The sequence below is a fragment of the Faecalibacterium sp. DFI.5.82 genome, assembly GCF_029076575.1.
Taxonomy (GTDB): Bacteria; Bacillota; Clostridia; order Oscillospirales; family Ruminococcaceae; genus Faecalibacterium; species Faecalibacterium duncaniae.
Genome location: NZ_JARFIS010000009.1, coordinates 99250 through 113036 on the forward strand (window position 1 = coordinate 99250; position 13787 = coordinate 113036).

Annotated in this window: 17 protein-coding genes, 1 tRNA gene and 2 pseudogenes; 8 read left to right on the plus strand and 12 right to left on the minus strand. The window is 53.1% G+C overall.

Annotated features, from left to right (window positions below; all coding sequences use genetic code 11):
- Positions 1–2: 2 nt before the first annotated feature.
- The 5 genes from P0G09_RS11540 to P0G09_RS11560 are packed head-to-tail and all read left to right on the plus strand — an operon-like array spanning position 3 to position 1638.
- Positions 3–152: an XkdX family protein gene (locus tag P0G09_RS11540; protein ID WP_275252737.1), complete on the plus strand. Its 150-nt coding sequence runs from the start codon at positions 3–5 to the stop codon at positions 150–152.
- Positions 153–169: 17 nt separating this feature from the next.
- Entirely contained in the window at positions 170–361 is a 192-nt protein-coding gene (locus P0G09_RS11545) for a hypothetical protein (RefSeq protein WP_275252738.1), read from the plus strand.
- Positions 351–629: a branched-chain amino acid ABC transporter permease gene (locus tag P0G09_RS11550; RefSeq protein WP_275252739.1), complete on the plus strand. Its 279-nt coding sequence runs from the start codon at positions 351–353 to the stop codon at positions 627–629. Before P0G09_RS11545 ends, P0G09_RS11550 begins: the two co-directional genes overlap by 11 nt.
- Before the next feature lie 10 nt (positions 630–639).
- On the plus strand, positions 640–957 hold the full coding sequence (locus P0G09_RS11555; RefSeq protein WP_275252740.1) for a hypothetical protein: 318 nt from the start codon (positions 640–642) through the stop codon (positions 955–957).
- Between the two features lie 3 nt (positions 958–960).
- The gene (locus tag P0G09_RS11560; protein WP_275252741.1) at positions 961–1638 is read left to right on the plus strand and encodes a peptidoglycan DD-metalloendopeptidase family protein; all 678 of its coding nucleotides are present in this window, start codon (positions 961–963) and stop codon (positions 1636–1638) included.
- Positions 1639–1867: 229 nt separating this feature from the next.
- Here P0G09_RS11560 and P0G09_RS11565 read toward each other — a convergent pair whose 3' ends face one another.
- From P0G09_RS11565 to P0G09_RS11580, 4 genes are all read right to left on the minus strand, one after another.
- Positions 1868–2068: a hypothetical protein gene (locus tag P0G09_RS11565; protein ID WP_227618808.1), complete on the minus strand. Its 201-nt coding sequence runs from the start codon at positions 2066–2068 to the stop codon at positions 1868–1870.
- Positions 2065–2271 carry a hypothetical protein gene (locus tag P0G09_RS11570; protein WP_275252742.1) on the minus strand — a complete coding sequence of 69 codons (207 nt, stop codon included), beginning with the start codon at positions 2269–2271 and terminating at the stop codon, positions 2065–2067. Before P0G09_RS11570 ends, P0G09_RS11565 begins: the two co-directional genes overlap by 4 nt.
- Positions 2272–2382: 111 nt before the next feature.
- Positions 2383–4152 carry a hypothetical protein gene (locus tag P0G09_RS11575; RefSeq protein WP_275252743.1) on the minus strand — a complete coding sequence of 590 codons (1770 nt, stop codon included), beginning with the start codon at positions 4150–4152 and terminating at the stop codon, positions 2383–2385.
- Positions 4153–4187: 35 nt separating this feature from the next.
- Entirely contained in the window at positions 4188–5327 is a 1140-nt protein-coding gene (locus tag P0G09_RS11580) for an FKBP-type peptidyl-prolyl cis-trans isomerase (protein ID WP_275252744.1), read from the minus strand.
- Between the two features lie 399 nt (positions 5328–5726).
- Here P0G09_RS11580 and P0G09_RS11585 point away from each other — a divergent pair, with 399 nt between their 5' ends.
- The 3 genes and pseudogenes from P0G09_RS11585 to P0G09_RS11595 form a co-directional block, all read left to right on the plus strand.
- Complete coding sequence (locus P0G09_RS11585; protein WP_275252745.1) at positions 5727–5978, plus strand: hypothetical protein; 252 nt, start codon at positions 5727–5729, stop codon at positions 5976–5978.
- Between the two features lie 144 nt (positions 5979–6122).
- Positions 6123–6476: pseudogene (locus tag P0G09_RS11590) on the plus strand (transposase); the annotation flags it as partial.
- A gap of 12 nt (positions 6477–6488) precedes the next feature.
- A pseudogene (locus tag P0G09_RS11595) lies at positions 6489–6788 on the plus strand (S16 family serine protease); the annotation flags it as partial.
- Between the two features lie 203 nt (positions 6789–6991).
- On the opposite strand, the gene P0G09_RS11600 reads toward P0G09_RS11595, so the two are convergent.
- The 8 genes from P0G09_RS11600 to thyX form a co-directional block, all read right to left on the minus strand.
- Positions 6992–7510 carry a PD-(D/E)XK nuclease family transposase gene (locus P0G09_RS11600; protein WP_275252746.1) on the minus strand — a complete coding sequence of 173 codons (519 nt, stop codon included), beginning with the start codon at positions 7508–7510 and terminating at the stop codon, positions 6992–6994.
- A gap of 280 nt (positions 7511–7790) precedes the next feature.
- Positions 7791–8000 carry a hypothetical protein gene (locus tag P0G09_RS11605; protein WP_275252747.1) on the minus strand — a complete coding sequence of 70 codons (210 nt, stop codon included), beginning with the start codon at positions 7998–8000 and terminating at the stop codon, positions 7791–7793.
- 831 nt (positions 8001–8831) lie between these two features.
- Positions 8832–8905, minus strand: a tRNA-Ala gene (locus P0G09_RS11610).
- 72 nt (positions 8906–8977) lie between these two features.
- Positions 8978–10213 carry a U32 family peptidase gene (locus tag P0G09_RS11615; RefSeq protein WP_275252748.1) on the minus strand — a complete coding sequence of 412 codons (1236 nt, stop codon included), beginning with the start codon at positions 10211–10213 and terminating at the stop codon, positions 8978–8980.
- Between the two features lie 143 nt (positions 10214–10356).
- Positions 10357–11493 carry an endolytic transglycosylase MltG gene (gene mltG, locus P0G09_RS11620; protein WP_275252749.1) on the minus strand — a complete coding sequence of 379 codons (1137 nt, stop codon included), beginning with the start codon at positions 11491–11493 and terminating at the stop codon, positions 10357–10359.
- Between the two features lie 13 nt (positions 11494–11506).
- On the minus strand, positions 11507–12319 hold the full coding sequence (locus P0G09_RS11625; RefSeq protein WP_275252750.1) for a hypothetical protein: 813 nt from the start codon (positions 12317–12319) through the stop codon (positions 11507–11509).
- 23 nt (positions 12320–12342) lie between these two features.
- On the minus strand, positions 12343–13011 hold the full coding sequence (locus tag P0G09_RS11630) for a deoxynucleoside kinase (protein ID WP_275252751.1): 669 nt from the start codon (positions 13009–13011) through the stop codon (positions 12343–12345).
- Complete coding sequence (thyX, locus tag P0G09_RS11635) at positions 13008–13787, minus strand: FAD-dependent thymidylate synthase (protein ID WP_005936154.1); 780 nt, start codon at positions 13785–13787, stop codon at positions 13008–13010. Before thyX ends, P0G09_RS11630 begins: the two co-directional genes overlap by 4 nt.

A 13787-nucleotide genomic window follows, 5' to 3' on the forward strand; every position in this document is an offset into this window, starting at 1 on the left:
CCATGAACGAACACAGCAAGAAATTCCCTGACGTCAAGAGCTACTACGGCCTGGGCATCTGGCGCAGCACTACCGTGAAAAAGGCCGTAAAGAAAGGTTGGATCACCCACGCCGAATACGAAGAGATTACCGGCGAATCCTACACCGCATAAAGCTGCCGGGAGGGAAAATGGAAATTCAACTGACCGAGTTTCTCATTGACACCGTTGAAAAACTTCTTCGTATCGTGAGGCAGCAGAACAACACCCTCGCCCAACTTGGAGCCGTGGCCGCAGAGGAACAGTTTCAAGAGGTAGAGGCTGCCTATTCCGCCGCCGTATACCCTGGCGGAAAGGAGGTGGACAAAGCCAATGTGGATTGATGCAGACGCCATCATCAAGGCCGCCGCCCTTGTAACGGCGCTCGGCGTCCTCGGCGGCGTAGTAGTATCGCTTTACAAGGCGTCCGAGCGGGACAGGAAGCAGAGCGAGATCATCAAAGAGATAATGGACGAACAGTCCCTGATTTGCTATGGCCTGCGGGGCGCCCTGCAGGGCCTAATCGAACAGGGCTGCAACGGCCCCTGTAAAGACGCCCTGGAAAAGCTCAATAAGCACTTAAACCAGGAAGCACATCACAATGATTTATAGGAGATAAAAAATGGAGTACATGAACGAAATCGTTTCCCTGTTGGTAAAAGCCGCAAGCCTGGGCTGCCTGGCCCTGTTTTCCACCGTTGTCCTGCCCTGGCTGAAAAATCAGAGCTTCTTCTGGATTGTCAAGGTGGCAGCCAAAGCCGCCGAGAAGCTGGGCAAGACCGGCGCAATCCCCAAGGCGAAGAAGAAAGAATGGGTCATTGAGCTCCTGACCCGCTGGGGCTACAAGGTGGACGAAAAGACCGAGGTGTTCATTGAGGCAGTACTTACCGACCTGGACAACGCCGCCCAGGAAGCGCTGTCCAAAATTGACGAGGCCTGACCCATGATTGCGCCGTATAAAGGAACCTTCCGCATTTCTCAATCCTGGAACAACCTGCGCAGCAACGGCACCCTGCACCAAGGCTTCGACCTGGTAGGCATTGCCGACAAACGCCTCTATTCCCCGGTATACGGCACCGTCGTCCGGGCAGGCTGGGAGAACCCCAAGAACGCAAAGCAGGGCTGGGGCCGCCGGGTGGTCGTGCGCATCGGCAAGACCCGTTTCTATATGTACTTCGGCCACCTTTCCAGCATTGCCGTCACCGCAGGCCAGACCGTCAAGCCCGGCGACCTGATCGGCATTGAGGGCAGCACCGGCCACAGCACCGGCAGCCACCTGCACTGGGAAATCCGGGAATCCGACAATCACAACCTTTACAGGGATATGCCGCAGTACTCGGACATTCCGAACGCCGCCAGCAGGACGACCAGAGCTTCCGCCTGGGACGGCTCACTGCTCGGCAGCGCAACCCTCGCCGCCGGACGGAACAGCTACCCGGCAGCCATCCACAACGCTACCTTGCAGGCCAGGCTCTCCGCCCTCGGATTTGACGCCGGGGATCCTGACGGTCTGTTTGGAGCCAAGACCACCGCAGCCGTGAAACAGTTCCAGTTGAGCCGCAGCCTGACCGTTGACGGCAAGGTTGGAGCCAAAACCAAAGCGGCGCTTTTCGCACCGTAACCGCAAAAAGGACACCGAAACTCCCACCTCGGGGACGCTCGGCGTCCTTTTTCTTTGCGTAACTCCGCAGGCCACAGGGAAGCCCACCAGTGCATTTTTATATGCAGTCGGTAAAGTTCCAGGTCTAAACACCAAAACGCCGCACAAATAAAGTTTTTTCCATTGGAAAAAAGTAGAGGACAAAAGAAAAGTCCCCGGAGGTCTAACCCCCAGGGACTACCCGAATATTTCAGCCCTTGCACCGATACCCCGCCCGCCGGAGAAACGCCTCCGCCTGGTGCAGCTCGGTGAACGTCCGAGAACTATGCTTCTGGCGGTCACGCCCCATAATATGCTGACCATCCAGAGCTTTCACCACAAATTGCTCCCGCCCGTTCTTCATAACCCGGTTGAAGTAGACGGCCTGCCCGGCCTCATTGAACATTTTCATAAACCCAGCCTCCATTCATAATAGCTTGCATTCCAGAGAGCAACGGAGCGGAGCAGCCCGGCCCGGTGGCCCTCGCTGTCAAGTTCCACCCGCTGCACAATCTCCTGGCCGTACATATTCACGCCCAGGGAGTACAGATACTTTTTCGTGCGGTACTGGCCGCCCGCCATCAGAGCCGCAGCCATTCGCTTTGAGATTGTCATACACCGCACCTCCCATCAGGTAATGTCTTTCGGTGTCTGTGTCTTACCATACAACCGTAGGAAACTCCACTGGTAAACAGTCCAAAGAATACGGCGTTTATATGGTAAACTTTATACTTCCATTTTTACTGCGCTTGCAGTATACTTGTGTAAAAGGAGGACTGCCGCATGAGAGAAACACACACCAATAACCCCATAGACCAGCGCTGCAAGGCCGCAGGGATAAGCCGCCGGGAGCTTTGCCGCCGGGCTGGCATGAGCTACCGCACAATGGAAAGCTGGTGCAGCGGGCAGCGTAAAAGCCCGGACGTGTACCAGCTTTGGAAGGTGGCAAAGGCACTGGGCTGCCAGATTGAGGACTTGCTCGACCCCGAGCGCATAGCAGACGACACCTCGGAAACGGAATAAACAGCGCAGGCAAAACAAAAACACCCGCCAGAACGGCGGGTGTGACAGTCCCCAGTGATATAACAACAAAAACCCTCGTGCGACATTTCCCGCGTAGTAGTCCACACCGTTTTCCTTGAGGTAAGCTTCCATCAAACCAAGGCATTGGCGTAAGTCAATTTCCTCCTTTGCAAACATACAAAGGGTCGGCACGCCGTGCGGCTGCACTGGTAGCAATGTCACCTTTTCGGTCAGCGGCTCAGAAAAATCCAAGCCCTCATCCTTGAGTAGCAGCAAAACGAACCATTCACCCCAGCTATCGATTCCAATCCAGGAAGCAATGTCTCCAGAAAGTGCCGATACATCGATGTCGTGCTCCAGCAGGTTCTGCATCAGCTCTTTTTGAAGGGAAACACGCTGATTTTCTTGGAATATCTGCATCCGCTCCAGATCTTTGCGATATACCTGGAATGCACCGTCAATTTGTTGATATTCATTCTGGTTTTCTGCACAGTCTGATTTTATCGGCAGGCCACGGGTCAGTTCCCGTAAGGGCTGATAATTCAACTGCACCATAGAAGCCACTGCAGCTACGCCCACTGCTAGGAACACCATCAGAAACACCATCGACTGCTGCCAGACCCAGTTGCTCTTCCGGGTAATTGCAGAGACCGGCACCAACGTGATGAGGGTCCAATTTTCTTCTTCCAGCTGCTTCTGCAGCAGGTAATAGCTTTTATTCCCCAGCTCTACATGGCTCTCCAGCCTTTTTTCTGCTGCCATCTGCACCAGTTGCCCTGCAAGCGCTGGATTCCCACTTTCGCACAGAAGCTGACCACCACCGTCCATCAGCAAGGTCGTTGTCCCCTCCATCGTCGCCTGCCCAGCAACGATTTCGCCCAACACCTGCATATCTAATACTTGAATGATAAGTGCGGTTGGGGATCGTCCCTGTGTTGGAATACTGGTCACTGCCATGACCTGCGTCACACCGTTAGAGGAATCGCTGACTACACGGAATAGAGACGATGTCGTGCGCAGGGAATCAAACCGTTTTCCCGCCTCGCTGCCGGAACCAAACAAAACTGCTGCCAGTGTTTCCTTCTCATAGACTGTCTCGGAGGTCAGCGCCTTTTTCAGGTTTCTGAAATAAATATAAGTCTCACTCACCGCACTGCGGGAACTTCCCGGAGCTGCCAACAGACTTTGAATGGTGTAGAATGTGTAATTATCCGACGGCATCGGCGTGGAGAGCAACGAAAAACTACGGATTACATTGTTGCACGCCAGATTGATGGCATCTGTTTTGATCTGAGACATACTGTTATTCAGCGCAGTTTCAATTTTTTCCTGCTGCTGAATCGTAATTTCTGTGTATTCGTCCAGCAATTTTCTTCTGGCGGAAAGAGTCAGCGTAACACACATGGCTGCCATCAGGATCAGAAGAATTGAGAATTCAATGACCCATGTGTAGAGAACGCTTCGCTTTTTCATGCGGTTTCATCCTCTTTTCATTTCTTCGTATTCATTCATCTCATAGACATCTTCGCTGGTTTCAGGGCCATGCGTTCTGTGACGTATCGCATTCCTTTCTCCACACACAGACGTTGGCGCAGCTGCATCCGATCGATCTGCGCTCCGGCACGACCCTGGGTTGTAGCACGGACCGCGGCTTCCGTCTCCGCATCAGACGCAGTCAGTCCTTCTTGACGGGAAACGGCCAAAAACACTGCCCGAAGTTTCATATCTTCCGCTGCGTGTACTCGGATGCTTGCATCCAGTTCCTCTCTCGTTTTATGCAAGCGATGCAGATGACTATCCAGTGAAATACCACTCTTTTCCAGTCGATTTTCCAGCTGCCTCCACTGATATTCAGCTTCCAGCTCTACAGCAAGCTGCGGCAGCTCCACAATAGTCTCATCACTCAAGGCATGGAGCATCCGCTGAGAAATGATCCGCCTGGCCTCCCTCGCCTCTTGCTCCAGAAAGCTATCTCGAATTATTGCACGAAGAGCTGACATATTTTCTTGTCCAAAGCTTTGAGCAAAGGTATCATTCAGCTCGGGCATTCTCTGGTGCACAATTTTTTTCACCCAGCCGATGTATACCGCATTCTTTCCGGCCGCACGTTTATCCTCGTAGGTATAGGGCAACTGCACTCTGCATTGGAATCCGTCTCCTGCTTTTTTGCCTACAACGGCCTGCCAGACTCCTTCCGGCAACTCCTCACCTACAGCAAGATGGTATCTACCATCCCGGCCCATGCTACCGGAAAATCGTGTTCCATCCTCCAGCACCGCATCAAAGTCTAGCGTTGCAAGATCTCCTGCACGGGCCGTTTTTTCATCCTCCGATGTCTCCACCCTCGTTCGGGCCAAGGCTTGTAGTTGTTGTTCTACTTGCGCATCTGTTGGCGGTTTCAGACGGTACTCGGCTGTGCGACCTTCCAGCTGCGGCAGCTCCATAGCAGGTAGCACACAGGTCCGGACCAGAACTCTGTTTTCTTTTCTTTGGAGTGTTGCGCGTCCCAACAGCCAGATTTTTTCTGCTCCTGCCTGACGATCCACAAACTCCAGCACCTGCACTGTACTGGGTTTTTCCCCTGCGTCCAGCAGAACCACAGCATCCAATCGACCTGCTGAATCCTGCACCCATTTTTCGATCTTCATCCCATTCTCCTTCTGCCTGCCAAGAACAGGTCTTCTTACTCTTTACTTCTTTAATATACAAAATTTTTGTTTTCCTCTCAATCCTCAATTTTTTCCTTCCAGGAAATGCAATCTTCATTTTTTGCCTCAAAATTAGTTTCTGTTCTAAAATAGTGCAAAAATCGCGAGACCGTTGTAAAATAGCGCTATAAAAAAATGCTAGGCTTCCCCGCAATGAAGTGTGACCGCCCCAGAATTAATAGACATGAATAAAAAGCACCCTGTGTAGGGTGTGCGCTAACCGGACTGACGAAGCGAAAGCGGAAACAGTTCGATTTTTATAGCAGTTTTCAATAATATAGCACAGCTCTTTACCTTTTGAAAAAAAGTGGTATAACAGAAGCAAGGAAGTTGAGAGCCATGCTGCACAATGAAGCTCGAAAAATGATCTTAGAAGCATACGACAAGGGTGTCAGCGTAAAAGAACTGGCAAAATGTTTTTCTGTAAACACCTGTTCGATCTGCCGTTTGCTGAAGCGTCGACATGAAACAGGAAGCTATGAAACTCAGACGAATCTCCGTGGAAAGAAACCCAAATTGATCGATGCGGATTACCAGAGGATTCTTTCTCTTTTGAAGACACAGCCGGATATCACTTGCTGGAAATTATAGAAACACTGGATTTTCCTGTCAGCATTGATACTGTCTGGCGTTTTCTTCAGCGGGCAGGATATCACCGCAAGATGAAGTCTCTTCACTCCAGTGAACAGGAGCGTCCCCGATGTGGCACAGAAGAAAAAAGACTGGAACGGCCTTATGTCTGGATTCAAGGCAAGTGACCTTGTGTTTCTGGACGAAAGCGGCTTCAATACCGATATGACAAGGCGGTTTGCCTATTCGCTTAGCGGAAGCAGAGCGGTTAATTCTGCACTACTTTCCAAGCCGAAAAATACGACCATTCTGTCATCCATCCAGTTGAATGGAACACTACACTATACGACTTTCTCAGGTGGAACGACAGTAGACCATTTCAGACAATATTTGGAGGATATTTTGCCGCCTCATCTGAACGATGATTCTGTCCTCGCAATGGATAATATGAAGTCGTACCATGCAAAGGCGGTAAAAGAACTACTGGACAGTTCCGGTATTCGGTACATTTATCTTCCGCCGTATAGTCCTATGACAGGAAAGCTGGCACTGCCCACTCTGATTGCACTGTGCAGCATTGCGCTTGGTCGGCCAACAGTCAGTACGCTTGCTGTTCTAGGTGAAATTAGTATCAGCGGTACAATTCTAAAAGTAGATGAGCTTGCAAACAGCTTACAGGTCTGTCTTGATAGTGGAGCAAAGAAAGTTCTGCTGCCGATTACAAGTGCCGCTGATCTTGGATCCGTACCTCCCGAATTGGTAGGAAGTTTTATTTTGATCTTCTATAGTAGCGCAGAGGATGCGGTGTTCAAGGCACTGGGTGTAGAGTAATATAAACGTACTATTGTGCTTTTTTCTCCAAAATCTTGTTGCCTCCCCTATTTTTCTATGCTATACTACGCCAACCTGCCAAAAGTCCTTATGGTTGTTCTTCTACTTCTTTTGGTTGAATTTTTCACCTACCCATGGTAATATTGAGTTACCATTACAAGGAGGATTTCTTATGAAACTCTCAAGTCTCTATGTACATGATTTCAAGGGCTATCGGGAACATCTATTTGATTTGCAGGGAAAAGTACTGTCCTTTTCGGTGTATCATCGGCACAGGTACAGTTGAAGTCATGCATCAGTCTGCCAATGTCAGAATCATCCCGGTACTCACCGTTCACATACAAAATATGTGAACCATCGTCGAATGGCTTGCCCAGCGTCAGGTTCATGTTCTGGGTAACATATACCGGCTTACCAGCCTTATAATAGCCATTTTCCGTGATGAATATGACATAGGTATCCGGCAATTCTCGGTATTCCTGCTTTTCATCCAGATTTTCCACATCCATCATGCTGGAATGGTATCTTGCACGGTGTGGGTCTGTTCCAATATCGGAACGCTGCACCTCAATATCGTATTTCTTACCTGTACTGTCTGTTGCATAAGCATCCAAACAAATTGACCGCGCACCTGTAACACGCTTCATATCTGCTTGTGTTTCACATTTCATCAACACCAAATCAGGCTTTCCCGTGATGATTCGCAGTACGAACTCAGCCAAGGGAATGTTCTCTTTGAACAATCCACGCATAAAGGTATCATCAATTGGACGGAAACCACGCAGCCGCTGAAGGTCTTCCCGATGCCGCTATTCCCGTTTTTGTTCGTCCATATTGTTCATGTGTTCTTATCTCCTGTTCCGCAGATGGCACATTACATCTTCTGCATTTTTATCCTACCATAGGACTGCCGTTTTATCAAGCTGCCATCTGTAAACTTTTACATTCCGACGGATATACTCGGAGGGCTTCTGTTTCTCGCCGTCTTATCGCCCATCATTTTCACGCAGGTAAATCAATACTCAGTCCAGACTTCCGCTCCACGGTGTAGTGGTCATCCCAAACCGTGATTTGTCGGAGCCAGCGTTTGGCCAGTTTTTCGTCAAACTCGGTCAGCTCATTGCTCTGCTGTCCGATAAAATCCTGCAACTCCTTGATGCGCTCCATCTGGATGGCCTTGGTAGTTTCATCGGAATCCGTCTGCTGCTGCAACTCTCGCAGGAGGAAAATCTCCTCCGTAATATCGTCATAGGCTTCCCGGTTGTTGTCACGATTCAGCAGTTCCTATTGAAGCACCAGCAGCCGCTCCGCAATGCGGTCTTTCTGGGCAGAGGTGTCATTCCGCAGCACAAGCATCCTTGATCTATACGACAGACGTATTGTTTCATATTGTCTTCTTGACGGGATGCGGTTCAATTCGGCGGTGAAGTTGATTTACGTATCAATATCTATCGTAACCAACTGAATGCTGCCAGTGCTGCTCAGGACATTTCTCAGCATAATGTGAGTGCCGACAAAGTGCCGACAAATGAACAAGAGCGGCAAATTTACAATTATGTCCTCGAAAATCCATCCATTACAACTACCCAAGCTGCTACTTTGTTAAACATCGGGCAGCGTCGCGCACGAAACCTTTTAGTCAAGATGGTAGATGACCGCTGGTTGAATAAGGAAGGCGCTTCTCGCAGCACTGTTTATGTAATCAACCACGACCCTGTGTAATATTGCTCTGTTCCCCAGAACGACTGCCCTCTCTGCTCTCCCCTGCCCTTTCCCTCACGCCTGCATCGCATTGTTCCCAAGAACGAACCCGAAAAATGTACGATTATGACATCAATTTGCAGGTGTCGAGCCATTGCGAGTGTATCACGGCATTAACCCGCATGAAACCTTGATTTCTAGCACTTTCAAGGTTTGAAGAGCAGTAATTTTCCACCTTTGAACCGGCTCCAGATCTGCCAGAACAATCTTCACCGTCTCATGGAACTGCGAACAAGAAAACCGCCCTGCCGTATAGCTACGACAGAGCGGTTTTCTGCTGTATGGACTCGAAGGGAGTCGAACCCTCGACCTTTCGGATGCGAACCGAACGCTCATCCCAACTGAGCTACGAGCCCTCAACTGTCCTCTGATCGCAAGGGTCAGAGGACATCGTTCATTTTGACTTTATTATTTTACTGCTTCTGGAATCATTTGTCAAGAGTTTCTACCTTCCGGCGAAGCAGACTCATGGGGGGCAGCTCCGGGGTGGGGATGGTGTACTTTTCCATGGCGTGGGGGGTGGATTCCACGCTCTCCCCTGCCTCGTTTTTGATCCACTCCGGGTGCAGCGGGATGCTGCGCCCATCCGGGCAGAGCACCTCCAACGTATCCCCAAGGCTCCATTTGCCGCGCTGCTGGCAGGAGGCAACACCATTCTCCCAGCTTTCCACAGTGCCCACAAACTCCCACTCACGGATATAAGTAGCGCTGTCGGTTGCCTGACGGGCCTGCTCGCGGCCAAAGTAGAAGCCCGGGGAGTAGTGCCGGTGGCTGGTACGGGTCAGCTCGGCCAGAACGTCATCGCTCAGCTCAAAGTTATCGTTGAGCGGGTCGGCCAGATACTGATCCAGAGCCTTGCGGTAGGCGGCGGTGACGCTGGCGACATAGTAGAACGTCTTGGCGCGGCCCTCGATCTTCAGGCTGTCCACACCTGCCTTGCAGATGAGGTCGATGAAGGGAGCGGTGCACAGATCGTTTGCATTGAGGATATAGCTGCCGTTCTCATTTTCGCCGATCTCATACAGCTGGCCCGGGCGAGTCTCCTCGCTGAGGTAATACTTCCAGCGGCAGGGCTGGGCGCACTGGCCCCGGTTTGCATCCCGGTCTGCCATGTAATTGGAGAGCAGGCACCGGCCCGAAATGCTCATGCACATGGCTCCGTGGACAAACGCCTCGATCTCCAGCTCCGGCGGGGTCTTATCGCGCAGGGTGGCGATATCCTGCAGGCTCATCTCACGAGCAAGCACCACACGCTTTGCACCCATGTTGTAAGCGGCACGCGCAGCGGCCCAGTTGGTAATGCCGGTCTGGGTGGACATGTGGACATCGATTTCCGGGGCGAACTGCTTACAGGCTTCCAGCACGCCCAGATCGGCCACGATAAAGGCATCCACACCGGCGGCAGCAGCAGCCTTGATGGCTTCAGGCAGGCGGTCAGCTTCCTCATTGGTGGGCAGCGTGTTCATGGTCAGATAGACCTTGCGGCCGCGGGCATGGGCATAGATCACACCCTCAGCCAGCTGCTCCGGCGTAAAATTGGCAGGAGCCGACCGCATACCGAACTCCGGCAGGCTGCAATAAACAGCGTCTGCTCCATAGTTGATGGCATAACGCAGGCGCTCCAAGTCGCCTGCCGGGGCCAGCAGTTCCGGGATCTGTAACATAAAATCGTCCTCTCTTTTTAACACCCTCTCTGTCATCGCTGACGCGATACCGCCTCACCGGATCGGTTTCTGCAAACCTGACCCGGGAGCCGCAGTTGGCTCGCCCCTTGGGAGAGCTGTCAGCGAAGCCGACTGAGAGGGACTTACTTCTTCAAACTCTGATTGACTTCAGCCGCTTTCCGGCAGTTGGCCTGATGTTCAGCATAGGTCTTGGCGTAATAGTAGTGACCGGAAAGGTCCGTAACAAAGAAATAGCAATCCCTGACTTCCTCATCACACTGAGGTGCCAGAGCAGCCTGGATCGCGGCAAGGCCCGGGTTCGAGATGGGCCCGGCGGGCAGGCCGGTGCAGGTGTAGGTATCGTAGGCATTCCGGATGTTCTCGGGGATCTTCTCCCAGCCGCCATAATACGGAGCCACCCAGTTCCAGAGGTAGTTGTTGTCCTCGTCGCTCTGGACATAGCTGGAGGTGTTGCTCTGGAGCTTGGGGTAAGGCGAACCCTCGGCCAGACGGTTGCGGAACACCTGCGCCACATTGGAATCCTGATCGTTGCCCGCTTCCTCCTGCACAAAAGAGGCCAGTGTGATGACCTCGGGCAGGGTCAGCTCCTGCTTTTCCAGTTCCCTGTACATCTCGTCCGTAAACTGTTTATCGAAGTGTGCATAGAACGTTGCAACGTAATGATGCACGGTATCGTCCGTCAAAAACTCATAGGTGTCCGGAAAGAGGTAGCCCTCACACTTCATAAAGCGATTGGGGGCATCGGCATCGTCCGGGACATACTGCCAGAAGGTGTACTCGCTGAAATCCCCGGTGTTGGCTTCTTCCAGAAAATCCTCGGCAGTACACAGACCGGCTTCCTCCATTTTCCGGGCAATGGCAATGGCAGTGGTTCCCTCCGGGAAGGTCAGACGCACCGAATCCGCCTTGGCATACGCAGACAACTCTGTGATCAGGCCATCGTAGGAATATCCGCCGGTTTGCAGCGTAAAATCACCGTACTGCAGTTTTCCGGCGGCACCCTTGTGCCCCACATACCAGCGGAACAGATAGGCCGAACGGATCACTCCAGCCTCCTTCAGCTCCTTTGCGATGGCAGCAACGCCGCTGCCCTGGGGGATGCTGACGGTCACCTCTGCACCGGGCTTTCCTCCATTGCCGTTGATCTCGTTATACGCAAACACGCCTGCTGCACCGACTGTCAGTACCAGCAGCAACAGCACGGCCAACAGGATCTTCAGCGCACTGCCTTTTTTCTTTTTCTGGTGTTTCTCTGCCATATCCACGTTCCTTTCAGTCCATCATCAGGCGCATGTAGCTCTCCGAAACATCAAAAGGTTCTCCTTCAAAGCGGATGAGGCCATACTCCTGCCGGGTTCCCTCGCCCAGGAACAGATTCTGGGCAGCCCCCACCGTGATGACGGCCTTTTCCACAATGACCTCTTTCTCCCGGGCGGCTTCCATCAGCACCTCGGCAGCACGGTCATTTTCCGCCATCATCTCCACAAAGTAAAGGGTATCTTCCCTGCGGAAATAGATGCCGTAGCCCTGCTCACTGGACACGATGGTCGCACCACGGGAATACAGGTCCCGCAGAACTTCCCCCATCTGCTCCGGCGGCAGCTGAACGGTATCGGGCCAGTATTTTGCCCGCAGCTCGCAGAGTTTTTTCGCCGTCACGGAATCAAATTCCGCCTGGCTCCACAGATTGCGCTCCACCTCCCGGGGCAGGCAGCGCAGGGCAAAGGCTTTCTGGAAGCCTTTATCCTGCAGCAGCGTTGATTGTTCCGGGCTGGCGGGCACTGCCACCACAAAGCCTGCGCCCCGCAGTTTCTGCTGGGCACACAGGGTATCCACCAGGCCCGCAAGGAGCAGGCTGCCCTGCCCGCACAGACCGAACAGATAGCTGCCCGGGCGGCCCTGCAGGGTCACTGGCACAGCCAGTGCCACAGCCTCAATGTGGTCGTTTTCCTCCGCGACGTAGACATTCTGCACCCCGGCAAAGCGTTCCACAGCGCTACGAACAAACTCCTCCGTGTCGCCGCGCTGGGCCTGCCACAGGGCCAGCACCTCCGCCCAATCGGACGGCTGCATCAAACGGTACATGATATAGGATGCCTCCTTTTGTTTCAAATAACAGCAAGAGCAAGAGTTCTGACCTCTTCCTGAATATCCTCAATGCTCCGCATTTTCTCCCCTGCCGTGCAGTGGACGGTATCCCAGCTGAGGTGTGCGGCGCAGTATTCTGCCGCCCGGCGGCTGCGGGCCAGATATTCGGTGTCCTTTTCATGGACATCCTTCCTGGTCTCGTCGCCATGGTAGCGGGCAGTCATCAGCCGCTGGCTCACCGCCGGGTCAACCTGCAGATAGATCACCTTATCCGGTGCAGGCAGGCCCAGCAGATGGTATTCATAGTCAAAGAGCCACTGCAGGAATGTGTCCCACTGCTCCGGCGGGAGCTTCGAGCACTGATGCACGGCGTTGGAAGTGGTGTAGCGGTCAGCGATCAGGATGCCGCCTTCCTCGTAGAACTTGCCCCAGTCCGACTTATACCCCGCATAGCGGTCCACCGCATAAAAGCTGGATGCCGCGTAGGCGTTGACATCGTCAGGCTTGTCGCCAAACTGCCCGGCCAGATACATCTTGACCAGCGCACTGGAATCACTGTCATAATCCGGGAAGGTGATTTCTCTTACCAGATGATCCGTCACCGTCAGGTGCTTTGCCAGCAGCTTAGCCTGCGTGCCCTTGCCGCTGCCGTCCAGCCCTTCCAGAACAATCAGCTTGCCTTTGCTCATACACCAGCCTCCTGCTTGATGGCCTCATACTTTGCGCGGACTTCGGCAGTTCTGCCGCAGCACATCTTGCCCTCGGGGCAGGGGCCGCTGACACAGGCCGGGCCGGCCTTGGCAAAGATATGGGGTGCCACCGGGTAGACCAGCCGGAACATCTCCTCAGCCAGCTGACGGATCTCCCACTGAGCGCGGGAGCAGCAGCGCAGATGGAAGAAATTCTGCAGACTGCGGGCGTTCATGGTCACGACCATCTTCGTCTCGCAGGCGTTGGGCAGCACGAAGCGGGCATCCTCGTTGGCCTGTTTGGAGGCCTTGGCGCGGGCCTGCTTTTCGGGCATCCCCTCTGCCATCAGGCGGGCAGTGTGGCCGTCCTCCAGCTTTTTTGCAAGGTCCAGGTAGCGCTTCGCATCCTCATCCATGCTCTCAAGAAAGGCTGCCTTTGCCTCAGGGATGGCCTCGATCTCCGGCGGGATGACATAGTGGAAGTCGTCCAGCCGGACATACCGCTGGCTCTGAACACTGAAGGATGCAATGCGGTGCCGGGTGATCTGGGCCAGCAGCGTGCGGCTCACACCCTCAATGCCAAAGGTGAAGCTGGCATGTTCAATGGGGCTGGCATGGCCCAGGTCGCTGAGCATGGTCAGGAACTTGGCCGTTTTCTCCTCAGTCAGGCCGTCCAGCAGGTCGGTGATATGGGCATCGGAGTAGCAGAGCTTGGCCGCTGCCGCAACCACCTTTTCCGGTTCCGGGGTATGTGCGATCAATCGAACGGTCATCAT